The following is a 23,597-nucleotide window of genomic DNA, read 5'->3' as shown; positions in this document are numbered from 1 at the left end:
TTATTCAAATATTGGCATCCCGGTTATTTTTATATAGTTTTTGTATTAATTACTGTTTCTAGCCATGATTAACAACATACCAGTCAAAACATGACCATAATTTAAAGATAGCGCAACTTAAGAGTGTGAGTGGACTAATCGAGCATACAGTTGATTTAAGTCATAAGGTTTGTATGCATGGAGTAGCATCACGATATACTCTCATGCGGATGCCATGAACCGTTGGAATTTAAGCACTACGAGAGTTTTTTAGTAATTCTTGAGAATCAGTTCCAGTTCAAAAAAGACATGTGTTAATCATGATTACAAATATCTTGATCCTTTTCAGGTAAGGTCTTAGCCATATTCTCGGTTTCTTTTGCTAACTCATAAATATCACTGGCACCTGCTTTCGCAGGCTTGTTATCGAAAGACATCAATTGCTCAGCAATTTCATTGGTGTTATCTCTATAGGTTTTAGAGATTTGTCGTTGTTTCTCACACGCATCAACGGCAAATTCTGGAATCAGGCTTAATGCACCATCTATCTGGCTAATACTGAGTTGATGTTTACTAGGATCCGTGATCTTTCCATCTTTAGATAAAGCGTCTTGCAGGTTTTTTCCACTCTCATTAAGCATGGCAGAACCCGCCAGTATATATTCCTTGCGTGTAGGCTCTAGTACTGAAATCGCATTAGAAATCGATGCAGAAATAATACGAGATGCCTGAGTAATATCGTTTTTCTGTTTGCGGGTAACTTCGTCATTGCTATTGCGCGTATAAATTTCAATCGTTTCTGGTTTTGCCAGTTGCTCAAGTGAATCTTTGAAGGGTTTGATATTATTATTTCTAAAAAGCAGTTCTAAAGAATCGTAAAGATCTAAGACATCTTCGTTGATACTCGCAGCGGCATGGCCAATCCTTAGCGTTACATCGTTATCACTGGCCTGACTACTCAAAAATGTTGAAGTATTCCGATAACTAATGGTAGCCGCATTAATTTTACCTAGAGCAATAAGTGCTTCAATCTTATTAATAGCCGGATGATCTGCAGAAACAAAACCAAAATCCTGACCATGCCAGGTTTTTATCTCATTAGCAGAATCCGTTTCTTCAATTGTACTAGAGCCTTCAGCTGTAATAGAGTCTTCAGTTGTAATAGAGCTATCAGCTGTAAAAGAGTCTTCAACGGTAAAAGAGTCTTCAACGATAAAAGAACTATCAGGCATTGAAGCATCAGAACCAGATAATAGCGATTGAGGCTTGATGGAATGGCTTTCTAAGTCTGTTTTATTGTCTTCACCATTACAGGCAGTTACAAAAAAGCCAATCAGAAATAGACCAACTAATTGGACCTTCTTTGGTCGTTTTATATTTTTATTATTAATATACATCTGCTAAAACTCTTCTAAAAATCCATGTTATATTTTTATCTATCGAACAATATTATTGTTAGTGATTGATTTCAGTGGATTTGTTCACAGAATGTTGTTTTTTTTTGACTAAACCTCAAAGTAGTCAAATAAGCAGGAGGGATATCCAAAATATCACCCCCCTACTTTTAGCAGGTTTTTCTTTATCTATCTGAATTTGATACTAAATTTTTTATTCAACGCCGAGTAATTCAACGTCAAAAATCAGAGTCGCATTAGGCGGTATAACACGGCCAGCGCCTCGTGCTCCATAACCCATTTCGGGCGGAATAATGAGAGTACGTTTTCCCCCAACTTTCATCCCTTCAACTCCTTGATCCCAGCCTTTGATAACGCGACCGCCACCTAAAGGAAACTGAAAAGGCTGACCACGATCAACAGAGCTATCGAATTTTGTACCATGATTATCCGATGCTTCCGGTTCGTATAACCAGCCCGTGTAATGAACAGAAACGGTTTGACCCGATTTAGCGACAGCCCCATCACCCATTTGAACATCGATTTTTTGAAAACTAACGGCACCGTTAGTCATTGAGCTTTTTTGTGTGACAACCTGCTTAATTTCATCCGTTTTAGTGCCGCCACAGCCGATAAGTAAAACGCTGATTGATAGAGTTGCAAGTAACGTAAGATGCTTCATTTGATCCCCTTTTTTTTATCAAAAATAAATAATAGTGGGGATTATGCCTGTGATTAGATTTTTGTAAATGTTTGAAGTAATAGGCTAAATTCGCATAGAAGAAAATGGGAGAAGTATTTATCTAATACTCCTCCCAGACTTTCTTCTATGTACCCTTTTTAATTATGTACCCTATTTAATTAAATAATTAACTGCTATTAAAGCGAAATAATGTTGCATCAACGATGCTTGATATATGCTAATTGACAAGATGTCATTTAGTTATTTAAACGTTTTCTAAATCGTCTAGTTAAAAGTAAAACAAATAAAGAAATTAGACCGGTAACATTTAGACTACCTCCTCCACTCGAACCACTGTCATCTGTATCTGTATCTATTTCTGCATCTACGCTTACATCAGCAATAACAGTGACCTTAAAAGTAGCTTCATCAGTACAGCCATTTCCATCGCTAATAGTGTAATTAAACGAATCAGTACCGCTAAAATCAATAGCAGGTGTATAGGTAAATGTTCCATCACCATTATTAGTAACAGCTATACCATTGGCAGAATTTGCGTCAGCCGCTGAGACGGTTAATGTATCTCCATCAATATCTGTATCGTTAGCTAAAACATTTGCAGTGGTTAAAATAGTGTTTTGAGGGGTATCATCTGCATCATCAACTGCGCTGCAAGTCTCTGCTGCACTCAATTTAGGTGAATTAGCTATGAGATAAGGTTCTGGATCCACAAACCCAAGGTAATTTGAGCATGCAGCAGTGGGGGTATAACCGTCTATTCTGGCCGATGCGGGATTTATACTGAAATGAAGATGAGGCTGAGAATCTGTGCCTACTAAATAAGGTCCTACCTCAGCAATTTTTTGGCCTCCTGAGACAGAGTCACCTGCCGCAACCGTAAAGTTTTTTATATGACCGTACAAGCCATAAAAAAACGTGTCATCGGATTTTGTATGCTTAACAACAATCACTCCACCGGAGGTTCCATTACTGCCATAGCCCGGAGCTGTTAGAGATGCACTCTCTACTACCCCTGGTCCTACAGCATAAACATTAGTCCCTTCAGCAAAGTTATAATCATTTGCTAGATGACAACTATTACCAAAAAATGGAATTTTATCTCCATAAGCATAATAAGTTGATTGCGCATGCGTTTTATCCGTTGGGTAATAAAACCCTGAATCTGTGCGAAGTGTTGCAGCGGCATATAATGCTAAAGGTACTAGGGCACCAGCCAAAACCAATACATTTACTTTTTTCATCTTTACCTCATATTTTTATTTGATTTAAGGTCAAGAACGCGTCAACACGTTGATACTTGTAGATTGAGGATTGTGCCCTAACGCTCTGTTTTATCTTGCTTATTAATTTTAATTCTACTGCTTTATATTTATTATAAGAATAAGCTTACACGATTTAAGGTTTATCTGTCAGGGCGTATGATTAGTGGCATTTTCTGTCTACTCTTCATTTTCATCAATGTCATCCAGAAACTCCGTCAAATACTGAATTTTATCTGGCACGCCTTCCCATTCCTCAGCGTCCTCAGGGGCGGGTATCATGCCTTCAATTACGGGCCATTGTGCAGATAGGTCTGCATTAATTTGTATGAATTTTAGTTGATCTTCGGGTAAATCGACTTCATCAAAAATAGCGTCGATTGGGCATTCTGGAACACAAAGTGCACAGTCGATACATTCCTCTGGATCTATTACCAACATTTCTGGGCCTTCGTGAAAACACTCCACTGGGCATACATCAACACAGTCTGTGTATTTGCACTTTATGCAATCTTCAGTCACTACAAATGTCATTTTTGATTCCTTCGGTACTCTTGTTATTCAAGCCAATCTATCCAGCCTCTACTGATGAACTCTAGCTATTCATAATTAAAGAATAATACACCCCCCTACTTTTAGGCTATTTTTTTCTGTTGTATTTCTTTACCTCGACTAAAACACTAATTATAGCGGCCAAGCCCATAAAATTAGAGGGATTGTGATTATGACGATGAGAATTTCCAGCGGTAATCCCATGCGCCAGTAATCTCCGAATTTATATCCTCCCGGACCCATAACCAGTGTATTTGATTGGTGTCCAACAGGTGTGAGAAATGCGCAGGAAGCACCAACGGCCACTGCCATCAAAAAGCCATCGATATTCACCCCCATGGTTTGCGCTGCAGCCACTGAAATCGGCGCCATTACTAACGCAGTTGCAGCGTTATTGACAACACTCGACAGCAACATCGTAACAATTAGAATGAGCGTTAATACGATTATTGGCGAGTCCGTACCGACTATTTTGAGCATGGTTTCTGCGAGTAGTTTGGTAGTGTTGGTTGAATCTAGCGCATTGCCGATCGGAATCATCGACGCCAATAACACAAGCACCGCCCAATCTATTTGTTCATAGACTTCACGCACGCGAACAATGCCGGTTAGCACGTAAACCATCACCGCCAGAATAAAAGCGATCGGTAGGGAAACCAGATTTGTCATTGCCAAAATAATCGCTCCGACAAAGGTGGCTAAAGCCAGCCCTACTTTTCGGCTTCTATCTAGCTCTATAGCACGCGGTGCCAAAGGCAATAAACCAATCTGGGTGAATTGCTCATCGATAGTTTCTTCGTGCCCTTGAATCAATAATACATCACCAGCCTTGAAAACTAATTGGCGAATTCGACTCACCACACTTTGACCATCTCGCGCCAAGCCCACTATGGCTATTGAACGTCCGGATAATCTCCTGAAATAACGAATATCTCGCCCAACTAAAGGAGAGCCTTGCGTAATTACACCTTCCATCAATATCGCGGTGTGTTCATCGGGCGCTTCATAGATATGAGTAGCAGAATTGAGTAATTCGAAATCGTGGTTATCCAGTAACGGCTTGATCTCCATTGGATCAGCACGAATGATAAAAATATCATCTTCCGAAATCTTATAGGTCAGATTCACATTGCGCGCATAAGTAGTGGGAGTTGCCACACCCAAAATTTCGGTACGGTCCTTACCTTTAAACATGGGTAAGTCTTTAAGCCTTTCTCCAATATACTTACTTTCTTTTTTTACTTGTATTTCAGTAAGATAGTTATTTATCTCAAACAAATTTATAGATGCATTTTTAGTCATCCTGCCAGATGGAATTAAACGCCAGCCAATGAATACAATAAACAAAACGCCAACAATTGCGACAGGTACTCCCACCGGAGAAAAATCGAACATGCCATATTCTTCTCCTGTGACCTTTGCACGATAAGCAGCGATAATAATATTAGGAGGCGTACCGATTAGCGTCGTCAATCCCCCTAAAATACTACCGAATGCCAATGGCATAAGTAGTCGAGCTGGTGGAATATTGTATTCTTTTGCTGCAACCATCGTAATCGGCAACATCAAAGCCAATGCACCGACATTATTCATAAAGGCTGAAAGAATAGTCACGACCAACGTAATCGTCGCCAATAAAGAAAAAGAGGTAAATTTAATAAGCCTCATCTTCTCGGTAATCAGGCTGACTACTCCGGCGTTTTGCAAACCTTGTGAGAGAATTAACACCGCAGCCACAGTAACAACAGCCGCATGACCAAATCCAGAAAAAGCCTCATCCTCAGGAATCACACCAAACAGAACCGCTACAATCAAGCAAAACATTGCGACAAGGTCATAGCGCCAGCGGCCCCAGGCGAAAAGAATGAGTGCGATAAACAGGATACTGCTTATTATTATTTGATCAAAATTCATATAACCCCAGATTCATTTTTTCAATTTATAGATTATCTATTCTTATGAGTTTAGTCATATTAAATAAATAAGACGAAAATAATCAAGATTATTACTACTATTAGAAGATATTCGATTATAAAAAATGTCACCCCCCTACTTTTCGTAACATTTTTGCGTCTTAGACAGCCCTGTAAATCAATGTCAAATACATCATCAATTTTTCGTGATTTTTGTCACAGACACTTTACAGAAAACAACCTATTCTCTTTTATTGATCTTTATACTATTGCAAGGGTTTAGGAATTAATTAAAAGTACACCCCCCTACTTTTAGCCGTTTTTTGTATAATTAATCTGCGACTACCGTTTTTCAGAAGATTTTTAGAATGGAGACCATCATGACCGCTAGCTCAACTGCTAATTCAGCAACTTTATTCAAAGCCCCAATATTCTATGTGATTAGTTTTTTATTCAGCATGGTTTTGAGCTGTTCTGCTAATGCCGAAGATAAAGCGATCATAGTCTTTGATGCTTCCGGAAGTATGTGGGGGCAGCTAGAAGGTAAAACAAAAATTGAAATCGCCAAAAAAACACTAGCCGATGTTGTGAGTAATTGGGATGAAGAAAAACAACTGGGTTTACTCGCCTACGGCCACCGCAAAAAGGGAGATTGCAGCGACATAGAAACATTAGTACCCGTGGGTAAAGTTAATAAGTCATCGATGATCGACATCGTCAACAAGATTAACCCTAAAGGCAAAACACCCATCAGTGCATCCATCAGAATGGCTGCAGATGAATTAAAATTTACCGAAGATAATGCCACAGTGATACTGATCAGTGACGGTAAAGAAACCTGTAACGCAGACCCATGTGGCACAGCAGCAGAGTTAGAAAAACTGGGGGTAAATTTTACCGCGCATGTCATCGGCTTTGGTGTCGATAAAAAAACCAGCGAGCAACTTCAATGTATTGCCGCAAATACAGGCGGACAATACTTCACAGCGGATAATGCAGAACAACTAAGCGTTGCCTTAGAACAAATAGTCGTACAAGCCAAAGTCATTTCAATACATGCAATGGATGAGAAAAGCGGTGGCATCTTGAATAAGATGATCGATTGGAAACTGATTAATCAAGACACCGAAGAAGTCATCAGTTTAAAAGGCTCTGGGGCTGGTGTTGAAATATTATTAGCTGGCGATGAAACTGATAGTAATAGCAAAAACATAGTCGCTACAGAAAAGTCCATTACGTCTGGTAAATGGCTAGTGAGTGGTACAAGCGGAAATTATTCTGGAGAATCTTACGTTACTATTGAAAATAAAGATCAACTCATCAACGTTAACTTCAATAGACAATTGCCCAAAGTAGTCATTAAAGCGGCAGATGAAGCAATCACAGGAACAGAATTAGATGTTAGCTGGGAAGCTCCCAAAGACTTAAAAGGCTTAATCAATCTTCAAATCAGTGATGAGAAACCGATATATCACTCAACCCCTTTAAAACATACACAAGGTATTTCTGAAGCAACACTTCGGCTGCCCTCTGTCGCTGGCGAATACGTACTGCGTTTTTATGACAACCAAGACAGAATCGTATTGGCAGAACACCCAATCACCTTAAAAGAAGCAGAGATCGTCATTACTGCAGCAGCAGAAGCTGGCACAGGAACCGAACTCGAGCTCTCGTGGATAGCACCAAAAGATGCTAAAGCAATAATCAATCTGGAAGCTGCGGACAATAAACCAAAATTCCACAGCAATCCGAACCTTTACGTCGATAATAAGAAGAAAGAAGGCGTCATGCGAATGCCTGCAATTGCGGGGGATTATGTATTACGTTGGTATAACCGAAGTGATCGTAAACTAGTCACCGAAAAACCCATCAAACTTACCGAATCAACCATTACCTTGAATTCACCAGAACAGGCTGGAACAGGCAGCGAGCTGGAACTATCCTGGGAAGCGCCTAAAACGACTCAGGCTAAACTCAATCTAGAATTTGATGGCGATAAACCAAAGTTTCATAGCAATCCGAACCTTTATATTGATGATAAGAAGAAAGACAGAATTATGCGAATGCCATCAACCGCTGGTAATTACATACTGCGCTGGTACAACCGTAGCGACCAGAAAATCGTCTTAGAAAAACCGATCACACTGGTAGAATCAGTTATCACCATAAATGCGCCAGAAGAAGCTAACACAGCGACTGAAATAGATCTATCCTGGGAGGCGCCAACAACCACAAAAGCAAGGATAAACCTTGAGCTTGTTGGCGAGAAACCGAAATACCATAGCAATCCTCATATCAATATTAATGGTAAGAAGAAAACAGGAACAATTCGCCTACCATCAACAGCAGGTGACTATGTATTACGTTGGTATAACCGCAGCGATCAACAAGTGGTCACCGAAAAACCCATAAAACTAGTCGAATCAACCATTACCTTAAATGCGCCCGACGAAGCAGGAGCGGGAACTGAAATAGACTTATCCTGGGAAGCGCCAAAAACAACCAAAGCCAGAATCAATCTGGAACTTGTGGGTGACAAACCCAAATACCACAGCAATCCTCACCTCTCTATTTATGACAAGAAAAAAGAAGGGATAATGAGAATGCCATCGACAGCTGGCGATTATATTTTACGCTGGTACAACAGCAGTGATCAAAAAATGATCACTGAACACCCGATAAAAATAACCGAGCAAACAATTACCATAACTGCCCCTGAAACTGCAATCGCAGGATCAGAGATAGAATTATCATGGGATGCGCCAAAAGGTCTGGATTCATTTATTAACATCCATCCCAGTGATGAAAAACCTGACTACAATGCAAAAACGTATATATATACAAAGAAGGACTCTTCTGCCTATATGCGCATGCCATCAGTGCCCGGTGATTACACCTTAAGATGGTTCAACCGGAGTGATCGAAAGCCACTGGCTGAGACCCCTATTAAACTCACCGAACTCGAAATCACCCTAACAGCAGATGATGAGGCAATTGCAGGAACAGAAACCGAAATTTCATGGAGTGCCCCAAAAGGTCTAGATGCTTTCATCAATATCCAATTGGCCGATGAAAAACCAAGCTACAACGCAAAAAATTATATCTATACCAAAAAGAACACTTCAGACTATTTACGACTCCCCTCAGAAGCTGGAAATTACGTATTGCGCTGGTATAACCGAAATCATAGAAAACCAATAGCAGAACGACCTATAAAACTAAGCGCGCCAGACATCACGATTAATGTGCCAGAAGATATTAGAGCAGATTCAGAAATAGAAATATCATGGCAAGCACCAAGGGGGCTAGATAACTCGTTTATCAATATCCAGCCAGTAGGTGAAAAACCAGACTACGGCGCAAAAAAATATATCTATACCCAAAAGAAGAAATCTGAATATATGAAAATGCCTGCAGAACCCGGTGAATATGTACTGCGCTGGTATAACCAAAGTGTCAGAAAACCAATCACGGAAAAGAAAATTACAATTAATTTAAATGAATAACTAAAATGACGAACGGTTCAGTTTCAATTCAGCGAAACCCTGTAGAATTGACCACGACTTCAGATAAACAGCCACAGACTTAATAATAATAATATGGCCGGGCTAACAATAATAATAAATGTTATGTGGAGTCAAAATACCACCCGGTTGAGGGTTTCCTCAATCGGGTATTTTTTTACAAATAAAAACAGTTTTCTTCTTGCGTAATTTCTAAAGCTTTAATAGAATGCACCGCGTCGCCGCAATAGCTCAGTTGGTAGAGCAACTGACTTGTAATCAGTAGGTCCCGAGTTCGACTCTTGGTTGCGGCACCATATATAAAGCCCTGATATGTTTACATTTCAGGGCTTTTTTTGTTTTGGGCACATTTAAAACACACAACCCTACTTTATAAGTAACTTTTCATTACGTAGTTTGAAATAAATAAAAATAATTTATGCTTTGCGATACCAGTTTTATGAAGCTACGCCTTTCCTTCGGATCAACTTTAAAAAATAAAGTTGTTGTCTCACTTCATTTCTATGGTTATTTTTGCTTTTTTAAAACGTAAATAGAATTTAAGCAGTGCTAGACAGTTTTTTAGCTACCACACATAAAAACCTGTTAAATTCTTCATATAGACTTATGCGTTCGCTTGGTCAATCTATATACATAAAATATCAAAGCGGCTAATAAACTCCCAATAAATGCCACAAACATATCTTCTTGCGAATCCCACACATCACCTTGCGTACCAAGGTATGAAATGCCCTGTTCTGCAAAGAATATATCAGCAACCAGCCATTCTATAATTTCATAGATTGCACTGGCAGACAGCACGATTAATATCGGTATGATCAACGCTTCGCGCTTTCTTAATTTTAAGCCGTTTAAAAGAATCTCGTAAAATGGAAAGTACAAAAGCAAGCCAAAACTCATATGTACAAGGCGATCATAAGGGTTTCGTGAAGTCTGTAGAATATCTTGTAGCCAAAAACCAAAAGGGTTTTCGGCATAGGTATATTTAGATCCGTAAACATGTAAACACAGAAATGCACAGATTAAAAAATAACTCGCAGTACTAAACCGATACCACTTAAACGTAAAAATTAAGTAAAGTAACGTTATCGCCGTTAGGGTATTTTCAATACGCCAGTTGGCAATGTCTGTTGTTCCTATGAGTGAGTCTGCCCACACGGCAAAAAAGAAAACACTAAAAATGACCAGCCAACGCATGTGTATACCTAGATATCGTTATGTCGAATAAAACTTCAGAATATTCAAAACTATATCGCTTAAGCTGGCTGTATTTCATGGCTTAGATCACGAATTTTGGCGAAATATCATATTTCAGGTAACCAAATAAAAAAGGGAGATGGCTTTTCTGGTTGTCGATAAACCGAAAAACCACCTCCCCCACTTACGGGCAGTTTTTTTAAGCGGCTTTAGAACAAGCCTTCGATCACAGTGTCATCTCTTGCATATATGTTTTCTGCTGATAATCGAACTTTAGATATCAGTACAACATGTTCGCTAAGTTTATCTATGGAAAATACTAAGGCATATAAATACCATAGCAATGGTAAATATCCATATCCTCAGGGATATCTATGCCATGATCGCCTTTTCCTGCGTCATTAACATGTGCACCATGATCAGGCGTAAATGCGATAACGTGACGTTTATCCCCCCAGTGCTGGTTTGCGGCTTTTGTCATTTCTGTGAAGTCTTTAATATGCTGTCTAAGAGACGCAATACAAACCGGCGAGTAAGGCTCAGTTTTATGCAGGTTATCATCGTAATCAGCTTGATAGGTGATGATTACGTCGTATTCATCGCCTTCAATAACTTCCAGAACTTTCTCTTTGACAGATTTATCATCCTTTTCTGAGAAATATGTTACGTCACGGTTTCGAAAAATCAAATCAATACAGCTATCTACGACAGCGACGATAGCAACTTTCTTATTAGCGCGAGCAAGTGCATCGAAAAGTGTGTCGCAGCTTAATACAGGTTTTATAAAGCTTTGAATACCATGAACTTCGGGCTGTGCTCCGCTAAAAATGGAGGCAAAGCAAACCGGTGTTACCGGAGGAAAAGCAGCACGTAGAGGAACACGTAACGGAACCAGAGGTAATATTTTATTGAGATCACTCTCGTGCGACTTCCATAAATGGGCGCCAATAGCATCCTGAGCAATAATCAGGCATTTTTCAAAAGGAAGGCTATTCTCTTCAAGTGTAGAGATAACCATATCTAATGCGGGTTCCGCTGAGACCTCTGGAGGGCTGATGCCGAGAAGATGGCATATCGTTGGAGTTAATGATGCTATAGAACCGTGATGAGGAGGAAATTTCATTTGATACACCTAATGTTTTTTCTAAAAAGAATATTGCCCAAGCTTTGATATTTATGTTGCCTGTCAGAGCCATTTTGATGAGTTTTTTGCGTCAGCTAATTGAAGTTAAAAACATCAAAGTATCTGGCTAAGAAACAACTTGGTTCTATCATGCTGAGGGTTGTTAAAAAACTGAAGAGGCTCGTTTTCTTCAACAATATCCCCCTCGTCCATAAAGATCACACGATCGGCAATCGTTTTTGCAAAGTTCATTTCGTGGGTGACCACGATCATCGTCATTCCCGTGTCTGCCAGTTCAATCATGACATCCAAAACTTCTTTTATCATCTCTGGATCAAGTGCAGAAGTCGGCTCGTCAAACAGCATAATTTTTGGATTCATACATAGTGATCGCGCTATTGCTACACGCTGTTGCTGCCCACCTGAAAGCTGCCCTGGAAATTTATCTGCCTGTTCCGGTATTTTGACGCGCTCTAGATATTCTAGTGCAGTAGCTCGGGCTTCGGCCTTGGGCATTTTACGGACCCAGATCGGGCCCAACATGAGGTTATCGAGTATCGACAGATGAGGAAATAGATTGAAATTCTGAAATACCATGCCCACTTCAGTGCGGATATGATCAATATTTTTGAGGTTTTTGTTTAGCGTAATTCCATCAACGACGATACTGCCTTCCTGATGTTCTTCCAGATTGTTGATACAGCGAATAAGTGTTGATTTCCCTGATCCAGAAGGGCCACAGACAACAATTCTTTCCCCTTTTTTTACTACCAGATCGATATCCTTCAAAACATGAAAATCATCGTACCACTTGTTAACTTTTTCAATATTTATGATGACTTCAGAGGACGCTGCTGATACCAATTTTTCTTCTGCTGCATTGTTGTCCATAGGTGTATTCGAATTCATTTTATTCCTTGGTGTTCTCTTTTTTAGTGTCTATTTCTTAATTTTCTAAGAACTACGTTTTACGATTAGTGGACAACTTAGCTTCTAGATGACGACTGTATTTTGACATCAGCGCGCAAAGTATAAAAAATATCATCGCGCCAAATAACAGTGGTTCCTTGTGTAAACCGATCCAAGATAAATCTCGACTGACGCTACTTAACATCCCTAAAATATCGAATAAGCCGATAATTGAGACCAATGTAGTCCCTTTTAAGATGCTAATAAAATTACCTACAATATTTGGAATCATATTTTTTAAAGCTTGCGGCATCACAATTAAACCCATGGTTCCCCAGTAACCCAAGCCAATGGTATGTGCCCCTTCATACTGCCCTTTGGGAATAGTTTGCAACCCACCACGAACGGTTTCAGCCATGTAAGCCGCATTAAATAGGCACACTGCAATGATTACCTGAGCTAATTTATTGAGCACAAAGCCTTCGGGTAAAAACAACGGAAACATGGTCGTCGCCATAAACAGCACGGTAATGAGTGGCACCGAGCGAAACACTTCAATAAAAGTGGTACTAAGCACCTTGATGACAGGTAATTTTGAACGGCGACCCAGAGCCAGAATAATTCCGCTAGGTAAAGCGGTGGCAATACCAATCCCTGAAATGACTAAGGTTAGGAATAGTCCTCCCCATTTAGTCCAGGGTACTTCGCCTAGAACCCAGCTTTGTTGCCATAAAAATGCAATGATAAAAGCCATGATTAGAAGCGCTATGTTTAGGTTCCGTTGGCTCTTTTCAGATTTCAGTGAACTGCCTAAACGGGTAGCAATAAATGTTGAAATACTTTGGCCCTGGATTACACCAATAATCGCATTCAACATAATAACGACGAAAGAAACGATCGCAGCTGAAACCATAAACTGGCTAAAAAAACTACTTTCACCCCCCAGGAATATATAATTTGCTAAAAAAGGGTAAAAACTAATCAAGGTAATGGCTATAAATATTTTGCCTTTAACACGCGGTAACCACAGCGGCAGCATCCAGACGATTAATAGTAAAATACCAACGTTAACTCGCCACAGCTCGTCTTTCGGATAACGACCGTAAAAAATATTATCCATCCACGCAATCACACCTGCCCAGCATGCGCCATCAATACTGATATCAAAACACTCTCGTCTACTCTCAGCGATCCATACAGCATCGGCTATGCCCCAGACCCATAAACCTTTCGTTGTAATGTAAATAATATACATCGTCACTATGGTGAGAATACTATTGTAGAAAGAGCTAAATAGATGTTTATGCATCCAGCCAATTACTGATCGTTCAGATAACGGTGCAGGTCTAGCGGGGGTTATTTCTTTTTTTACAAAAGCCATCTCAACGCTCCACCAGCTGGACTTTCTTATTATAGATATTGAGCAGCCCTGAAATAATCAGACTCACGAACATATAAAATCCCATGGTCATGGCGACGATTTCTATGGCATACCCTGCTTGATTTAATGACGTCTGCATAAACAGTGAAACAATATCTGAATAACCAATCGCCACTGCGAGTGATGAGTTTTTAACCGTACTCAGCCACAAACTAATCATCGGCGGGATAATGGCAGGCATTGCCTGAGGAATTATGATGAGGCGTAAGGCCTTGTTCTGCCGTAAACCAATGGCAAGCGCAGCATCATTCTGTCCTTTATTAATCGACTGTATGCCGGCTCGAACAATTTCAGCCATGTGTGCAGCACCATAAACAACCAATGCCACTAATAAGGCGATAAAAGCGGGAGGTAAACTGGCGCCTCCTACAAAATTAAAACCTTCAATCTTCGGGACATCCCAGCTAAGAGGAGCCCCTGTCAGTAAAAAAACGAGACCAGGTAAGATTAAAAGTATTGCTAGTGATGGTAACAAAACAGGTACTCTTTTCCCCGTTTTGTCTTGATGTTTATTGACCCATTTCTTGAGCAAATAGACACAGATAAGCGCAACCATAAATGCCAAACCCGTTATCCAGAATTGCTCTCCTGGTACTGGCCAAGCGGTATATAAACCTCGGTTATTGAGCAATACCACTTCTGCACCTGCAGAAAGATCCAAACTATTTTTTATTTGAGGCAGTATGCTAAAAACACCCACATACCAGAAAATTAATTGAATCAATAAAGGTGTGTTACGAAATATCTCAATGAATGTTAAGGCTACTTTTGAAATCAACCAGTTGCTGGAAAGTCTTAATATACCAATAAAAAACCCTAAGACAGTACACGCAATAATCGCCAAAAAAGAGACATACAGTGTGTTAAGTATACCGATTAAAAAAATACGACCATACGTTCCAATCCCCGGCGTATAAGAGATAAGCTTGAAACCAGGGTCAAATCCTGCCGCTACATTTAAAAAACCAAAGCCAGAGTTCATCCCCCTTAATTCAAGATTGTGTGCAGTATTACTGATCAAATACCAAAAAAAACAACCAATAATTACTACTGTCAATATTTGATAGAAGATGCCGCGAACGCGCTCATCTTGGAAAAAGTTAAACTTTTCTTTCGGTTTTATGCGTTGCGATTTGGTATTACTATCATTGGCCACAACAATAATTTCTCTTTGGTATTCGTTTATTGAGAACAACATACACCGACATCAACCCCTTACGACCAGTAAACAAATGGTCGTGCGCCAGTGCATGTTGAAACATGATTTATCGCATTTTTTATCGCGTCATTTATCGCATAGGAGGTGAATACAGTAATCCGCCATTTGTCCAAAGTGCGTTGAGTGTACCTGCACGAGTGATTCCAAGAGCCTTGTCACCATTTCCAAGATAGCGCTCATAGTTCTCACCATAGTTACCAATTTGTTTAATGATGTTATATGCCCAGTCTTTATCTAAGCCTATGCCGTCATGAAGATTCCCTTCAACACCTAAGAGTCGACGTATTGATGGATTATCTGACTTACGCATTTCATCAACATTTTGACTGTTGACACCTAGCTCTTCAGCATTAACCATGGCATTCAAAGACCATCTGACAAGATTTGCCCAGTCGCTATCACCCTGTCGTACTACAAGTCCAAGAGGTTCTTTAGATAGCGTTTCAGGTAGAATCAAATGATCCTTAGGCTTTGGGAAAGCAGCACTATTTGCAGCCAACGATGATTTGTCATTGGTGAGTGCGTCACAGCCACCCTTTACATAGGTCTCATCTCGAACATTGAAGTCTTCAAAAGTAACCGCGCTAATTTTTAGATTATGCTTACGGCTAAAATCGGCTAAATTAAGTTCAGAAGTCGAACCAGTCTTTACACATACCTTGGCACCTTTTAGTTGAAGCGCGCTTGTTATACCGCTGTCCTTTCGAACCATAAAACCCTGACCATCATAAAAATTGGTTTGTAGAAAATCCAAACCTAATTGAGAGTCACGTGACATAGTCATGGTAGCTGATTGTGATAAAAGATCTGACTCGCCATTTGCAAGTGCCGTGAATCTCACCTGGCTACCAACCGATTGATATTTTACTTTTGACTTGTCACCGAAAATAGCGGCGGCAATTGCCTGGCAATTAGCTACATAAAAGCCATCCCAATCACCCTTGGCATCAATGGTATAGAAGCCTGGGGAAGGCTTACCTATCTGACAGCGCAGATGATCGCGTTTTTTTACTATTTCCAAGGTACTTTCTGCTGAAGCGGTTGTCATACCACCAACTAATATTCCAGTAACTGCGGCAACTGATGTGAAAAATGTAGTGAGTTTCATTAATTCATTTCCTGATTTATAGTTAAATACTTATATTGAAATGATGACCGAAATGATAATTTTCATTCAGCAACCAGACCTATTCAATATTCCTTTTATATATTTGAAAAAAGTAAATAGTGTTAAACGATACTAGTGGACTTATATGACTCTTTAATGAATTTAAAAATAAACTGATACTTATAAAATTTAATTCATTTTTTGTTTTGTAAATAAATAAGTACGTATATCGAGATAGTGTTCGAATACATAAATCGTAATCGAGTAACTAGCCTCATCAATAACGTTCTCTTGCTCTTAAAGAATGTAAAATGAAAGGTTACTTCTGTCTAATGCCTTTAATGGTGCCACTCATGCAAAAAACGCATCACTTGGCGTTGAGTGCCTATTAAATCTTGATTATTGATGACGTTACGCTAGTGATTCAGAGTAAAGGGCAGAATCTCGAACTTGATTTGAAAAGCCTGACCGACAGTCAGCATGTTTTGAGAGTGTTGTTAGTATCAAGAGTGTTAGAATCGGGAGTCTTTGTGCAGTAACATCTGCCATATTTTTTCTGCCTGAGGTGGGATGATATTGGCGTTTCTATAAATTTTTATAACCAGTTTGATTTCGTCATTTTCATCACCTGCGCGAACCAACAATCCTTTATCTAAATCATTAATTGCAATTGATAAGGGCACCCATGCTACGCCATACCCTTCACGAGCCATCGCACACAATGAGGCTGCAATAGTCGATTGATAAACAGATAAGAACTTGAGATTACGGTAGCGACTATCAAGATGATGCTTTACCGGCAAAAGAGACGAAGTGTATTGAGTCTGAAGATAAGGGATAACCTTTTTAGGGTTTGATGGCAACCACCACCTCGGTTCTCCGTTACTATCTGGGCTTACCACCGGCACCAACACTTCAACGCCCAATTGTAATGATGAATACTTTTTCATATCATTCAGCAGTAATTCTGTTGGATCTTCATAGCAAATAAAAAAATCTGCCTCCCCTTGATCCAAAGCACCTAAGTAATCTTCTACATTCGCAAAATCTGTTCTTACACTGAATAATTCTGATTCGATATCTTCTTGAATACTCTTTAACCAGGAAGGTAGAAAGTATTGAGCCAGCGTACTTAAGGTAGCAAAACGAATTTTTTCTTCTTTCTCCCTCTTCTTTACCTGAATATCATTTCTTGAGAGATATGCCAGACGCACTATCTCTTGCGCAACTGGCTTAAATAGTTCGCCTGCTTCAGTTAAATACACAGGTTGTCTACTACGGTCTATCAGTGTGGCGCCTACCCAGGTTTCGAGTGAGAGAATACGTCGGCTAAATGCAGGCTGAGAGACAAACCTCTGCTCAGAAGCTATGCGAAAATTTCCACAATTAGAAAGGGTAAGAAAATCTTCTATCCAGTTAAGATTCATTTTAATTATTACTTCTTACCTTAAAGCACCAAACCATAACAGGTTGAGACTCAACTTAGTGTTAATAATAAATAATTTGGAGAATAATTTGGAAAAATGTGTGAGTTAAAGTAATGGAAATCACGACCCTAAAGTCTATTTAAGGTCATGCTTAGTATCGTTTTTAATATCACTCGTAGAATACTTTTCAATATCACCCTATTTTTTTAAAAAACAGTCTTTAGAACAATCCTTCTATCTCACCATCTTCTCTAACATAAATGCTTTCTGCTGCGGGCTTTCTTGGTAAACCAGGCATTGTCATAATGTCACCACAGACAACCACAACGAAGCCAGCACCTGCAGATAATCGAACTTCACGTATCGGTACAACGTGTCCGCTTGGAGCGCCCTTCAGCATGGGATCGGTACTAAATGATAATGGTGTTTTTGCGATACAGATCGGCAAATCACCGTGCTTTTCTTCGAGTGCTTCAAACTGATTACGTACTTTTTTATCGGCGATGATATCTTCTGCACCGTATAACTCTTGTGCGATGGTACGTGTTTTACCCCATAGTGAAAGTTGCGCGTTGTATAAAAATTCAAATTTAGCTGGTTCGTTATCTATCATATCGACAACAGCCTGACTCAATGCTTCTGCACCTTCACCACCGCGTGCCCAGTGATCTGATTCCACCGCGCTGATACCTGCTTTTTCACAGAGACCTAATAGTAAGTCACGTTCTGCCTTGGTATCGGCACTGAAGCTATTTAATGCGACCATCACAGGAACGCCAAATTTACGTGTATTAGTGACATGTCGTTTAAGATTAACAAAACCATCCTCGAGTGCCTTCAGATTTTCTTCACTAAGTTTATCTGCTTCTGCTCCACCGTGAATTTTTAGTGCACGAATCGTTGCAACGATTACTGCTGCATCTGGCTTCAAACCTGATTTACGCATTTTAATATCGAAGAATTTTTCTGCGCCTAAATCTGCGCCGAAACCGGCTTCGGTAATCACATAATCGGCGTGTTTGAGTGCGGTTTTAGTCGCGATTACCGAGTTACAACCGTGTGCGATATTGGCGAATGGCCCGCCGTGGATAAAGCACGGTGTGCCTTCCATGGTTTGCACCAGATTCGGTTGAATTGCATCTTTTAATAAGGCTGTCATTGCACCGACTGCTTTGATATCTCGCGCATAAATGTCTTTACCATCACGCGTTGTACCGACAATGATATTTCCGAGTCGTTCCTGTAGATCAGTTAGATCATTAGCTAGACAAAATATCGCCATAACTTCCGAGGCAACCGTAATATCGAAATGATCGGTACGAGGATAGCCATTAAATACACCGCCTAATCCAATTGTTAGTTGACGCAGTGAGCGATCATTCATATCCACCACCCTGCCCCAGGTGACTTTTCTGCAGTCTAATTCAAGCTCGTTACCCCAGTAGATGTGATTATCAATCATTGCAGATAGCAAATTATGCGCTGCGCCAATCGCGTGAAAGTCGCCATTGAAATGCAGGTTAATTTCTTCCATAGGCACGACTTGAGAATAACCACCGCCTGCTGCACCACCTTTCATACCGAAACAAGGTCCTAGTGAAGGTTCGCGTAAACAGATTGCAACTTTTTTACCCAGACGACTTAGCCCATCGCCCATACCAACTGAGGTGGTTGTTTTACCTTCGCCCGCTGCTGTTGGAGTAATACCGGCAACTAGAATAAGTTTTCCATTGGGACGATCAGATTGTGCTTCAACATATTCACGACTTACTTTTGCCCGGTTTTTACCGTAATTAAGAATATGATCACTGGGTATGCCGAGTTTATCTGCGATATCCTGAATCGGTAGCATGGTTGCTTTTCGAGCAATTTCTATATCTGACAGCGGTTTTGTGCTTTTTGCCATATCATCCTCATTCACTAATTTTTGTTTTTACGTTTTTTATATACAGTTAGTTAATCACTAAAATGACTAAATAGTCTTGAAGAACTAATGATAACTATAGGCAGACAATAACCTTAGAACAAATGACTCATTACACAAAATGCGCCATTGATGGTCTCTTAAGCGTCAAAAAGAACTATTTAAAACAATTACTTATTATATTTATTATTTATTATTATAGGCATATAGATTAGAGGCATGCAAGCTGACTTAGCTTTAGCGACTATAACTACAAAGCTAATTACGAATGCTTTCTCAACCAATCAGCAATGGCGGGGAAAATAGTCTGTACAGATTTAGGGCTAACAAAAATACCAATATGACCACCTTTCACGGGCATCGCCTGGTACTGGTGTTTGGGGATGAGTTTCTCTAGCGCTTTTGATGAAGCCGGAGGAACCAGATGATCTTTATTCGCGTATATATTTAATACAGGAATATCTAAGTTAGTGAGATCAATGGGACACCCCCCTACTTTTAGGGTGTTTTTTATCAATTGGTTCTGTTGATAACAGCCTCTGACGAATTCACCAAAGGCTACTCCCGCCTGATCTGGACTATCAAAAATCCAACGCTCCATAAGGATAAAGTTAGCAATACGCTCTTTGCTTTTCTCATCGAGCTGGTCTGTCGCATCAACCAGATTTAAATATTTCTTCAGCTGTAAATAATACGGACGTAATGAAAGAAAAGTATTACTGAGCATATCACCCGGAATATTTCCCATGGTTTTGACCATTAAATCGATATCTATATATCTGACCAGATTACTCAGCGTATCTTCTTTAGTATGGAAGTCGATTGGTGTCACCAAGGTCACAATGTTCTTAACTCTCTGCGGATGCAAACTGCTGTAGCATAAGCCAAGCACCCCACCCTGACAGACTCCCATTACACTCACTTGTTTAACTGGCTTACCTTGCAACGCGCTTTCTTTACTACAGACAAGATCTACGCATGCATCAATTTGTTCATTGATATAGTAGTTAAGGTCTAGATGCTTATCCGATTCATCCGGATAGCCCCAATCGATGAGATAGACATCGAGGCCGGATTCGAGCATTTGCTCAATGGCGGAATGACCCTGTTGCAGATCTAGAATACTGGGGCGATTAACCAACGCGTAAACAATTAAAACAGGTGTTTTTACTGTTGATTTATTCTCGCTAGTTTCGTTTGTATTGTTTTCGCTATTATCATTTTTACTTTCATTAGCGACATAACGATAAAGTTTTAACTTATCCTTCTCAAATACAAGTTCGCGTTCTGAGTACTGTTCTTCCAGCAGTCCATCTTGCTGTTTTAAACCCTGCAATAGATGACCAAACTTTTCACCATAAGCTTTTAGTTCATCGAATGCTTCTTGATTTGCACTACTATTGACCATTCGCGTTAGCCTGTGCAGATGACAAATTCGCCTGCATGAATTCAGCGTAGGACTTGTTTGATTTGTCTATCACCAGCATCCAGCTATTTACAACGTTTGCATAAACGCGAGAGTAATGTTCTGCTGCGATTAACTCCAGGTATTGGGTTTCAAGAAGCTCTAACCAGAGTGTCATGATTTCTTTCGCAGACGCAGGTTTGTCATTCAATGCCTTTAGTGCTTCAACCGTTTGTTTTGCAGCTACGATAAATAAATTGAAAAACTCCCGTTGGAATTCTTGTAATGCGATCAAATACGCATTTAAAGCTGCCGAGAATTCAGGATTATCAGCCGTATCTCCCAAAAAACTCGATAAAAAGTTTAACGACTTATTCTGCGACGAGAAAAGTGCTGCTTGTTGCTGCCAGTTTACCAAAGGTAGTTTCCAGAGTGAGTTAATGTCTGAATTATTATCTTTTTGATTAGTGTTTAAACGCTCGTCTGCTTCATTCTCTGTTGGTTTATTTACAGTTGGGGCAACAAACACAGAGGATTTATCAGTAAATTCTTTTAGGTATTTTTCAATCAGAACCTCTACAGTCTCACCCTGCTGATTTGTTGCCATTGACTCAGTGAAGTTAAAAAAGAAGCGGCTGGAAGACGACACTCTTTTGTATAAAGAATCAATATCACCGGAATTTGTTTGCGCGTGATTTTGCCAACATTTATCCACATCGTTTAACCATTGATTAAAAAACGTGGACTGTGAAGATTGATTGCTATTACCCGCACCTACACCTGCATCAGAAGCTGACTGAGGCAAATTTGTAAAACTTGAACCCACATTATTCCAAAAAGTATTTTGCAGGTTGTTCCATTCGTCGTTAAATGAGGTATTTTCTACCATGGTGTCAATAATTCTATAAAGATATAAGGATGATATTCGGGTGATAATGTATAGTTAAGCTCATTAGTGGCTATGCTGAGTGAATACCTGTTCAGTTTGAACTTTTTGTCTCAACATAAGAGGCATATTGTAATAGAACGAAACATTGAAAAATAGCTATCAATGAAAATAGACTGGTATTTAAACAACTTAGATCAATTTTAGTTAGCAGATCGCTAATAATAAGTTCAAGATAAATTCAATTAGGTAAAGAGATTAAGTATGGAAGCTGATGTAAGAATTATAAAAAAATATCCGAATAGACGCCTCTATGACACAGAAGATAGCTGTTACATCAAGTTGTTAGAAATTAAAGATATGATTGAGCGCGGCATTCCAGTCAAAGTAATAGACAGCAATACCGAAGAGGAAATCACTCGCAGTATTCTATTGCAGATTATTCTGGAGCAGGAATCTAACAAAGAACCGCTATTCACTACTGAAAACCTGGTTAACTTTATTCGATACAACGGCGAAACGTCTCGTGAAGGGTTTATGCATTTTATGGATAAAAACCTTAACTTCTTTCAGGAGCAACAAAGTACCATCCAGGAGCGCTTCAAAGAGTTTGCTGACTATAATCCAATGGATTTTTGGACAAGCAGTACTAAAAAGAATATGGATATCTGGAAAAAGATGCAGGAGAACTTTATGACTCCTGGCAGTGAAACGGATCCAGATAGCGACAAAAAACAGAAATAAACGGGAATAGAAAACCTCTAAAAAACACTTTCAAAGCTTCAAACCTCAACACACTCTAATTATTTTACTTTTTTAAGTCACCCCCCTACTTATAGGCTGTTTTTATATGTCATTAATTTTATTATAAAAACAGCCTAATCTGGCAATTACTCTCGCTACACTCCCCGATATAACCCCATCTAAAACTTTTTATTTACATCTTTTTATAAATAAATACTTGACAAAGTATCGGTCTTTTCATATATTTGTTGCACCGCAGCAATGCTGCACCGCACAAATCGAATTTACTTAACTTTAAAAGGCAATAAACATGAAACAATTAATCGAATTAAACAACAAACTAACTAATGACGGACTTGCAGTACTTAAGTCTTTCGGTGAATTAAACGTAAAAGCAACTGAAGCTTTTGTTGCACAACAAAAAGAAGCTACAGAGAAACTTGCTGCTACTGCTAAGCAAAACGCTGAGAAGCTTTCTGCTGTTAAAGATCCTAAGGTTTTCCTTGAGCTACAAAGCGAAATGCTACAAGACTCAATGGCTGCAGCAATGGATTTCTGGAAGACTGCATCATCTACTGCTGAGTCTAACAGCGCTGCATACAAGAAGCTTTCTGATGAGTCTTTAAAGACTGCTAAGAGCAACTTAGAAGAAGTTGTTAAGACTGCTAAAGAAACTGCTGAAACAGCTACTGCAGAAGTTAAAAAAGCAACTGAAACTGCTACAGCATCAGTTAAAAAAGCAGCTAAAGCGGCTTAAGTTTTAAACTAAAGACATATCACTGCTTATGCTGTGAGGTGTATCAAAAGGCCTCTTCATGTATTTCTTATAGGGATATGTGAAGGGGCCTTTTTTGTTTTTATCGCAATTTTTTATTGCAAGAAAACAGTAT

General features: G+C 39.5%; 18 protein-coding genes and 1 tRNA gene. 4 read left to right on the top strand and 15 right to left on the bottom strand.

The window, feature by feature from the left end:
• Window positions 1-293: 293 nt before the first annotated feature.
• The 5 genes from Q1A31_RS05480 to Q1A31_RS05460 form a co-directional block, all read right to left on the bottom strand.
• Window positions 294-1,376, bottom strand: coding sequence for a hypothetical protein (locus Q1A31_RS05480; protein ID WP_299873504.1), 1,083 nt, complete (start codon window positions 1,374-1,376; stop codon window positions 294-296).
• A gap of 211 nt (window positions 1,377-1,587) precedes the next feature.
• Window positions 1,588-1,947 (bottom strand): FKBP-type peptidyl-prolyl cis-trans isomerase, encoded by a 360-nt coding sequence (locus Q1A31_RS05475; protein WP_366942980.1) that lies wholly within the window; start codon window positions 1,945-1,947, stop codon window positions 1,588-1,590.
• A gap of 365 nt (window positions 1,948-2,312) precedes the next feature.
• Entirely contained in the window at window positions 2,313-3,293 is a 981-nt protein-coding gene (locus Q1A31_RS05470; protein ID WP_299873498.1) for a cadherin-like domain-containing protein, read from the bottom strand.
• 222 nt (window positions 3,294-3,515) lie between these two features.
• Window positions 3,516-3,869 carry a ferredoxin FdxA gene (gene fdxA / locus Q1A31_RS05465; RefSeq protein WP_299873495.1) on the bottom strand — a complete coding sequence of 118 codons (354 nt, stop codon included), beginning with the start codon at window positions 3,867-3,869 and terminating at the stop codon, window positions 3,516-3,518.
• 150 nt (window positions 3,870-4,019) lie between these two features.
• The gene (locus tag Q1A31_RS05460; protein WP_299873492.1) at window positions 4,020-5,801 is read right to left on the bottom strand and encodes an SLC13 family permease; all 1,782 of its coding nucleotides are present in this window, start codon (window positions 5,799-5,801) and stop codon (window positions 4,020-4,022) included.
• A gap of 379 nt (window positions 5,802-6,180) precedes the next feature.
• On the opposite strand from Q1A31_RS05460, the gene Q1A31_RS05455 reads away from it, so the two are divergent.
• Both Q1A31_RS05455 and Q1A31_RS05450 read left to right on the top strand, forming a co-directional pair.
• Complete coding sequence (locus tag Q1A31_RS05455; protein ID WP_299873489.1) at window positions 6,181-9,306, top strand: VWA domain-containing protein; 3,126 nt, start codon at window positions 6,181-6,183, stop codon at window positions 9,304-9,306.
• A gap of 238 nt (window positions 9,307-9,544) precedes the next feature.
• Window positions 9,545-9,620 (top strand) — tRNA-Thr (locus Q1A31_RS05450).
• A 298-nt stretch (window positions 9,621-9,918) separates the two neighbouring features.
• On the opposite strand, the gene Q1A31_RS05445 is transcribed toward Q1A31_RS05450, so the two are convergent.
• The 10 genes from Q1A31_RS05445 to Q1A31_RS05400 form a co-directional block, all read right to left on the bottom strand.
• On the bottom strand, window positions 9,919-10,521 hold the full coding sequence (locus Q1A31_RS05445) for a DUF2238 domain-containing protein (RefSeq protein WP_299873486.1): 603 nt from the start codon (window positions 10,519-10,521) through the stop codon (window positions 9,919-9,921).
• 319 nt (window positions 10,522-10,840) lie between these two features.
• Entirely contained in the window at window positions 10,841-11,644 is an 804-nt protein-coding gene (locus Q1A31_RS05440; RefSeq protein WP_299873483.1) for a hypothetical protein, read from the bottom strand.
• A 114-nt stretch (window positions 11,645-11,758) separates the two neighbouring features.
• The gene (locus tag Q1A31_RS05435) at window positions 11,759-12,481 is read right to left on the bottom strand and encodes an amino acid ABC transporter ATP-binding protein (protein ID WP_299873748.1); all 723 of its coding nucleotides are present in this window, start codon (window positions 12,479-12,481) and stop codon (window positions 11,759-11,761) included.
• 124 nt (window positions 12,482-12,605) lie between these two features.
• On the bottom strand, window positions 12,606-13,934 hold the full coding sequence (locus Q1A31_RS05430) for an amino acid ABC transporter permease (RefSeq protein WP_299873480.1): 1,329 nt from the start codon (window positions 13,932-13,934) through the stop codon (window positions 12,606-12,608).
• 1 nt (window position 13,935) lies between these two features.
• Window positions 13,936-15,192 (bottom strand): amino acid ABC transporter permease, encoded by a 1,257-nt coding sequence (locus Q1A31_RS05425; protein ID WP_299873477.1) that lies wholly within the window; start codon window positions 15,190-15,192, stop codon window positions 13,936-13,938.
• A gap of 91 nt (window positions 15,193-15,283) precedes the next feature.
• Window positions 15,284-16,321, bottom strand: a complete 1,038-nt coding sequence (locus tag Q1A31_RS05420) for an amino acid ABC transporter substrate-binding protein (protein WP_299873474.1) — start codon at window positions 16,319-16,321, stop codon at window positions 15,284-15,286.
• Between the two features lie 512 nt (window positions 16,322-16,833).
• Window positions 16,834-17,748 (bottom strand): LysR family transcriptional regulator, encoded by a 915-nt coding sequence (locus tag Q1A31_RS05415; RefSeq protein ID WP_299873471.1) that lies wholly within the window; start codon window positions 17,746-17,748, stop codon window positions 16,834-16,836.
• Between the two features lie 220 nt (window positions 17,749-17,968).
• Window positions 17,969-19,654: a formate--tetrahydrofolate ligase gene (locus Q1A31_RS05410; RefSeq protein WP_299873468.1), complete on the bottom strand. Its 1,686-nt coding sequence runs from the start codon at window positions 19,652-19,654 to the stop codon at window positions 17,969-17,971.
• 280 nt (window positions 19,655-19,934) lie between these two features.
• Window positions 19,935-21,080 (bottom strand): class III poly(R)-hydroxyalkanoic acid synthase subunit PhaC, encoded by a 1,146-nt coding sequence (gene phaC / locus Q1A31_RS05405; protein WP_299873465.1) that lies wholly within the window; start codon window positions 21,078-21,080, stop codon window positions 19,935-19,937.
• Window positions 21,070-21,966: a poly(R)-hydroxyalkanoic acid synthase subunit PhaE gene (locus Q1A31_RS05400; RefSeq protein WP_299873462.1), complete on the bottom strand. Its 897-nt coding sequence runs from the start codon at window positions 21,964-21,966 to the stop codon at window positions 21,070-21,072. Before Q1A31_RS05400 ends, phaC begins: the two co-directional genes overlap by 11 nt.
• Window positions 21,967-22,227: 261 nt before the next feature.
• Between Q1A31_RS05400 and phaR the strand changes: the two genes are divergently transcribed.
• On the top strand, window positions 22,228-22,707 hold the full coding sequence (gene phaR, locus Q1A31_RS05395; protein WP_299873459.1) for a polyhydroxyalkanoate synthesis repressor PhaR: 480 nt from the start codon (window positions 22,228-22,230) through the stop codon (window positions 22,705-22,707).
• Between the two features lie 310 nt (window positions 22,708-23,017).
• Window positions 23,018-23,464, top strand: a complete 447-nt coding sequence (locus tag Q1A31_RS05390; RefSeq protein ID WP_299873456.1) for a phasin family protein — start codon at window positions 23,018-23,020, stop codon at window positions 23,462-23,464.
• Window positions 23,465-23,597: the final 133 nt, after the last annotated feature.

The organism is uncultured Cocleimonas sp. (assembly GCF_947495625.1).
Classification (GTDB): Bacteria; Pseudomonadota; Gammaproteobacteria; order Thiotrichales; family Thiotrichaceae; genus Cocleimonas.
The sequence above is the reverse complement of the archived record's forward strand: the minus strand, read 5'-3'. Positions and strand labels throughout refer to the sequence as shown.

Excerpts from the sequence above, each read along its gene's own strand:
- Q1A31_RS05480 (WP_299873504.1), bottom strand. The coding sequence starts at position 1,376 with ATGTATATTAATAATAAAAATATAAAACGACCAAAGAAGGTCCAATTA.
- Q1A31_RS05475 (WP_366942980.1), bottom strand. The coding sequence starts at position 1,947 with ATGACTAACGGTGCCGTTAGTTTTCAAAAAATCGATGTTCAAATGGGT.
- fdxA (WP_299873495.1), bottom strand. The coding sequence starts at position 3,869 with ATGACATTTGTAGTGACTGAAGATTGCATAAAGTGCAAATACACAGAC.
- Q1A31_RS05460 (WP_299873492.1), bottom strand. The coding sequence starts at position 5,801 with ATGAATTTTGATCAAATAATAATAAGCAGTATCCTGTTTATCGCACTC.
- Q1A31_RS05455 (WP_299873489.1), top strand. The coding sequence starts at position 6,181 with ATGACCGCTAGCTCAACTGCTAATTCAGCAACTTTATTCAAAGCCCCA.
- Q1A31_RS05445 (WP_299873486.1), bottom strand. The coding sequence starts at position 10,521 with ATGCGTTGGCTGGTCATTTTTAGTGTTTTCTTTTTTGCCGTGTGGGCA.
- Q1A31_RS05440 (WP_299873483.1), bottom strand. The coding sequence starts at position 11,644 with ATGAAATTTCCTCCTCATCACGGTTCTATAGCATCATTAACTCCAACG.
- Q1A31_RS05430 (WP_299873480.1), bottom strand. The coding sequence starts at position 13,934 with ATGGCTTTTGTAAAAAAAGAAATAACCCCCGCTAGACCTGCACCGTTA.
- Q1A31_RS05425 (WP_299873477.1), bottom strand. The coding sequence starts at position 15,192 with ATGTTGTTCTCAATAAACGAATACCAAAGAGAAATTATTGTTGTGGCC.
- Q1A31_RS05420 (WP_299873474.1), bottom strand. The coding sequence starts at position 16,321 with ATGAAACTCACTACATTTTTCACATCAGTTGCCGCAGTTACTGGAATA.
- Q1A31_RS05415 (WP_299873471.1), bottom strand. The coding sequence starts at position 17,748 with ATGAATCTTAACTGGATAGAAGATTTTCTTACCCTTTCTAATTGTGGA.
- Q1A31_RS05410 (WP_299873468.1), bottom strand. The coding sequence starts at position 19,654 with ATGGCAAAAAGCACAAAACCGCTGTCAGATATAGAAATTGCTCGAAAA.
- phaC (WP_299873465.1), bottom strand. The coding sequence starts at position 21,080 with ATGGTCAATAGTAGTGCAAATCAAGAAGCATTCGATGAACTAAAAGCT.
- Q1A31_RS05400 (WP_299873462.1), bottom strand. The coding sequence starts at position 21,966 with ATGGTAGAAAATACCTCATTTAACGACGAATGGAACAACCTGCAAAAT.
- phaR (WP_299873459.1), top strand. The coding sequence starts at position 22,228 with ATGGAAGCTGATGTAAGAATTATAAAAAAATATCCGAATAGACGCCTC.
- Q1A31_RS05390 (WP_299873456.1), top strand. The coding sequence starts at position 23,018 with ATGAAACAATTAATCGAATTAAACAACAAACTAACTAATGACGGACTT.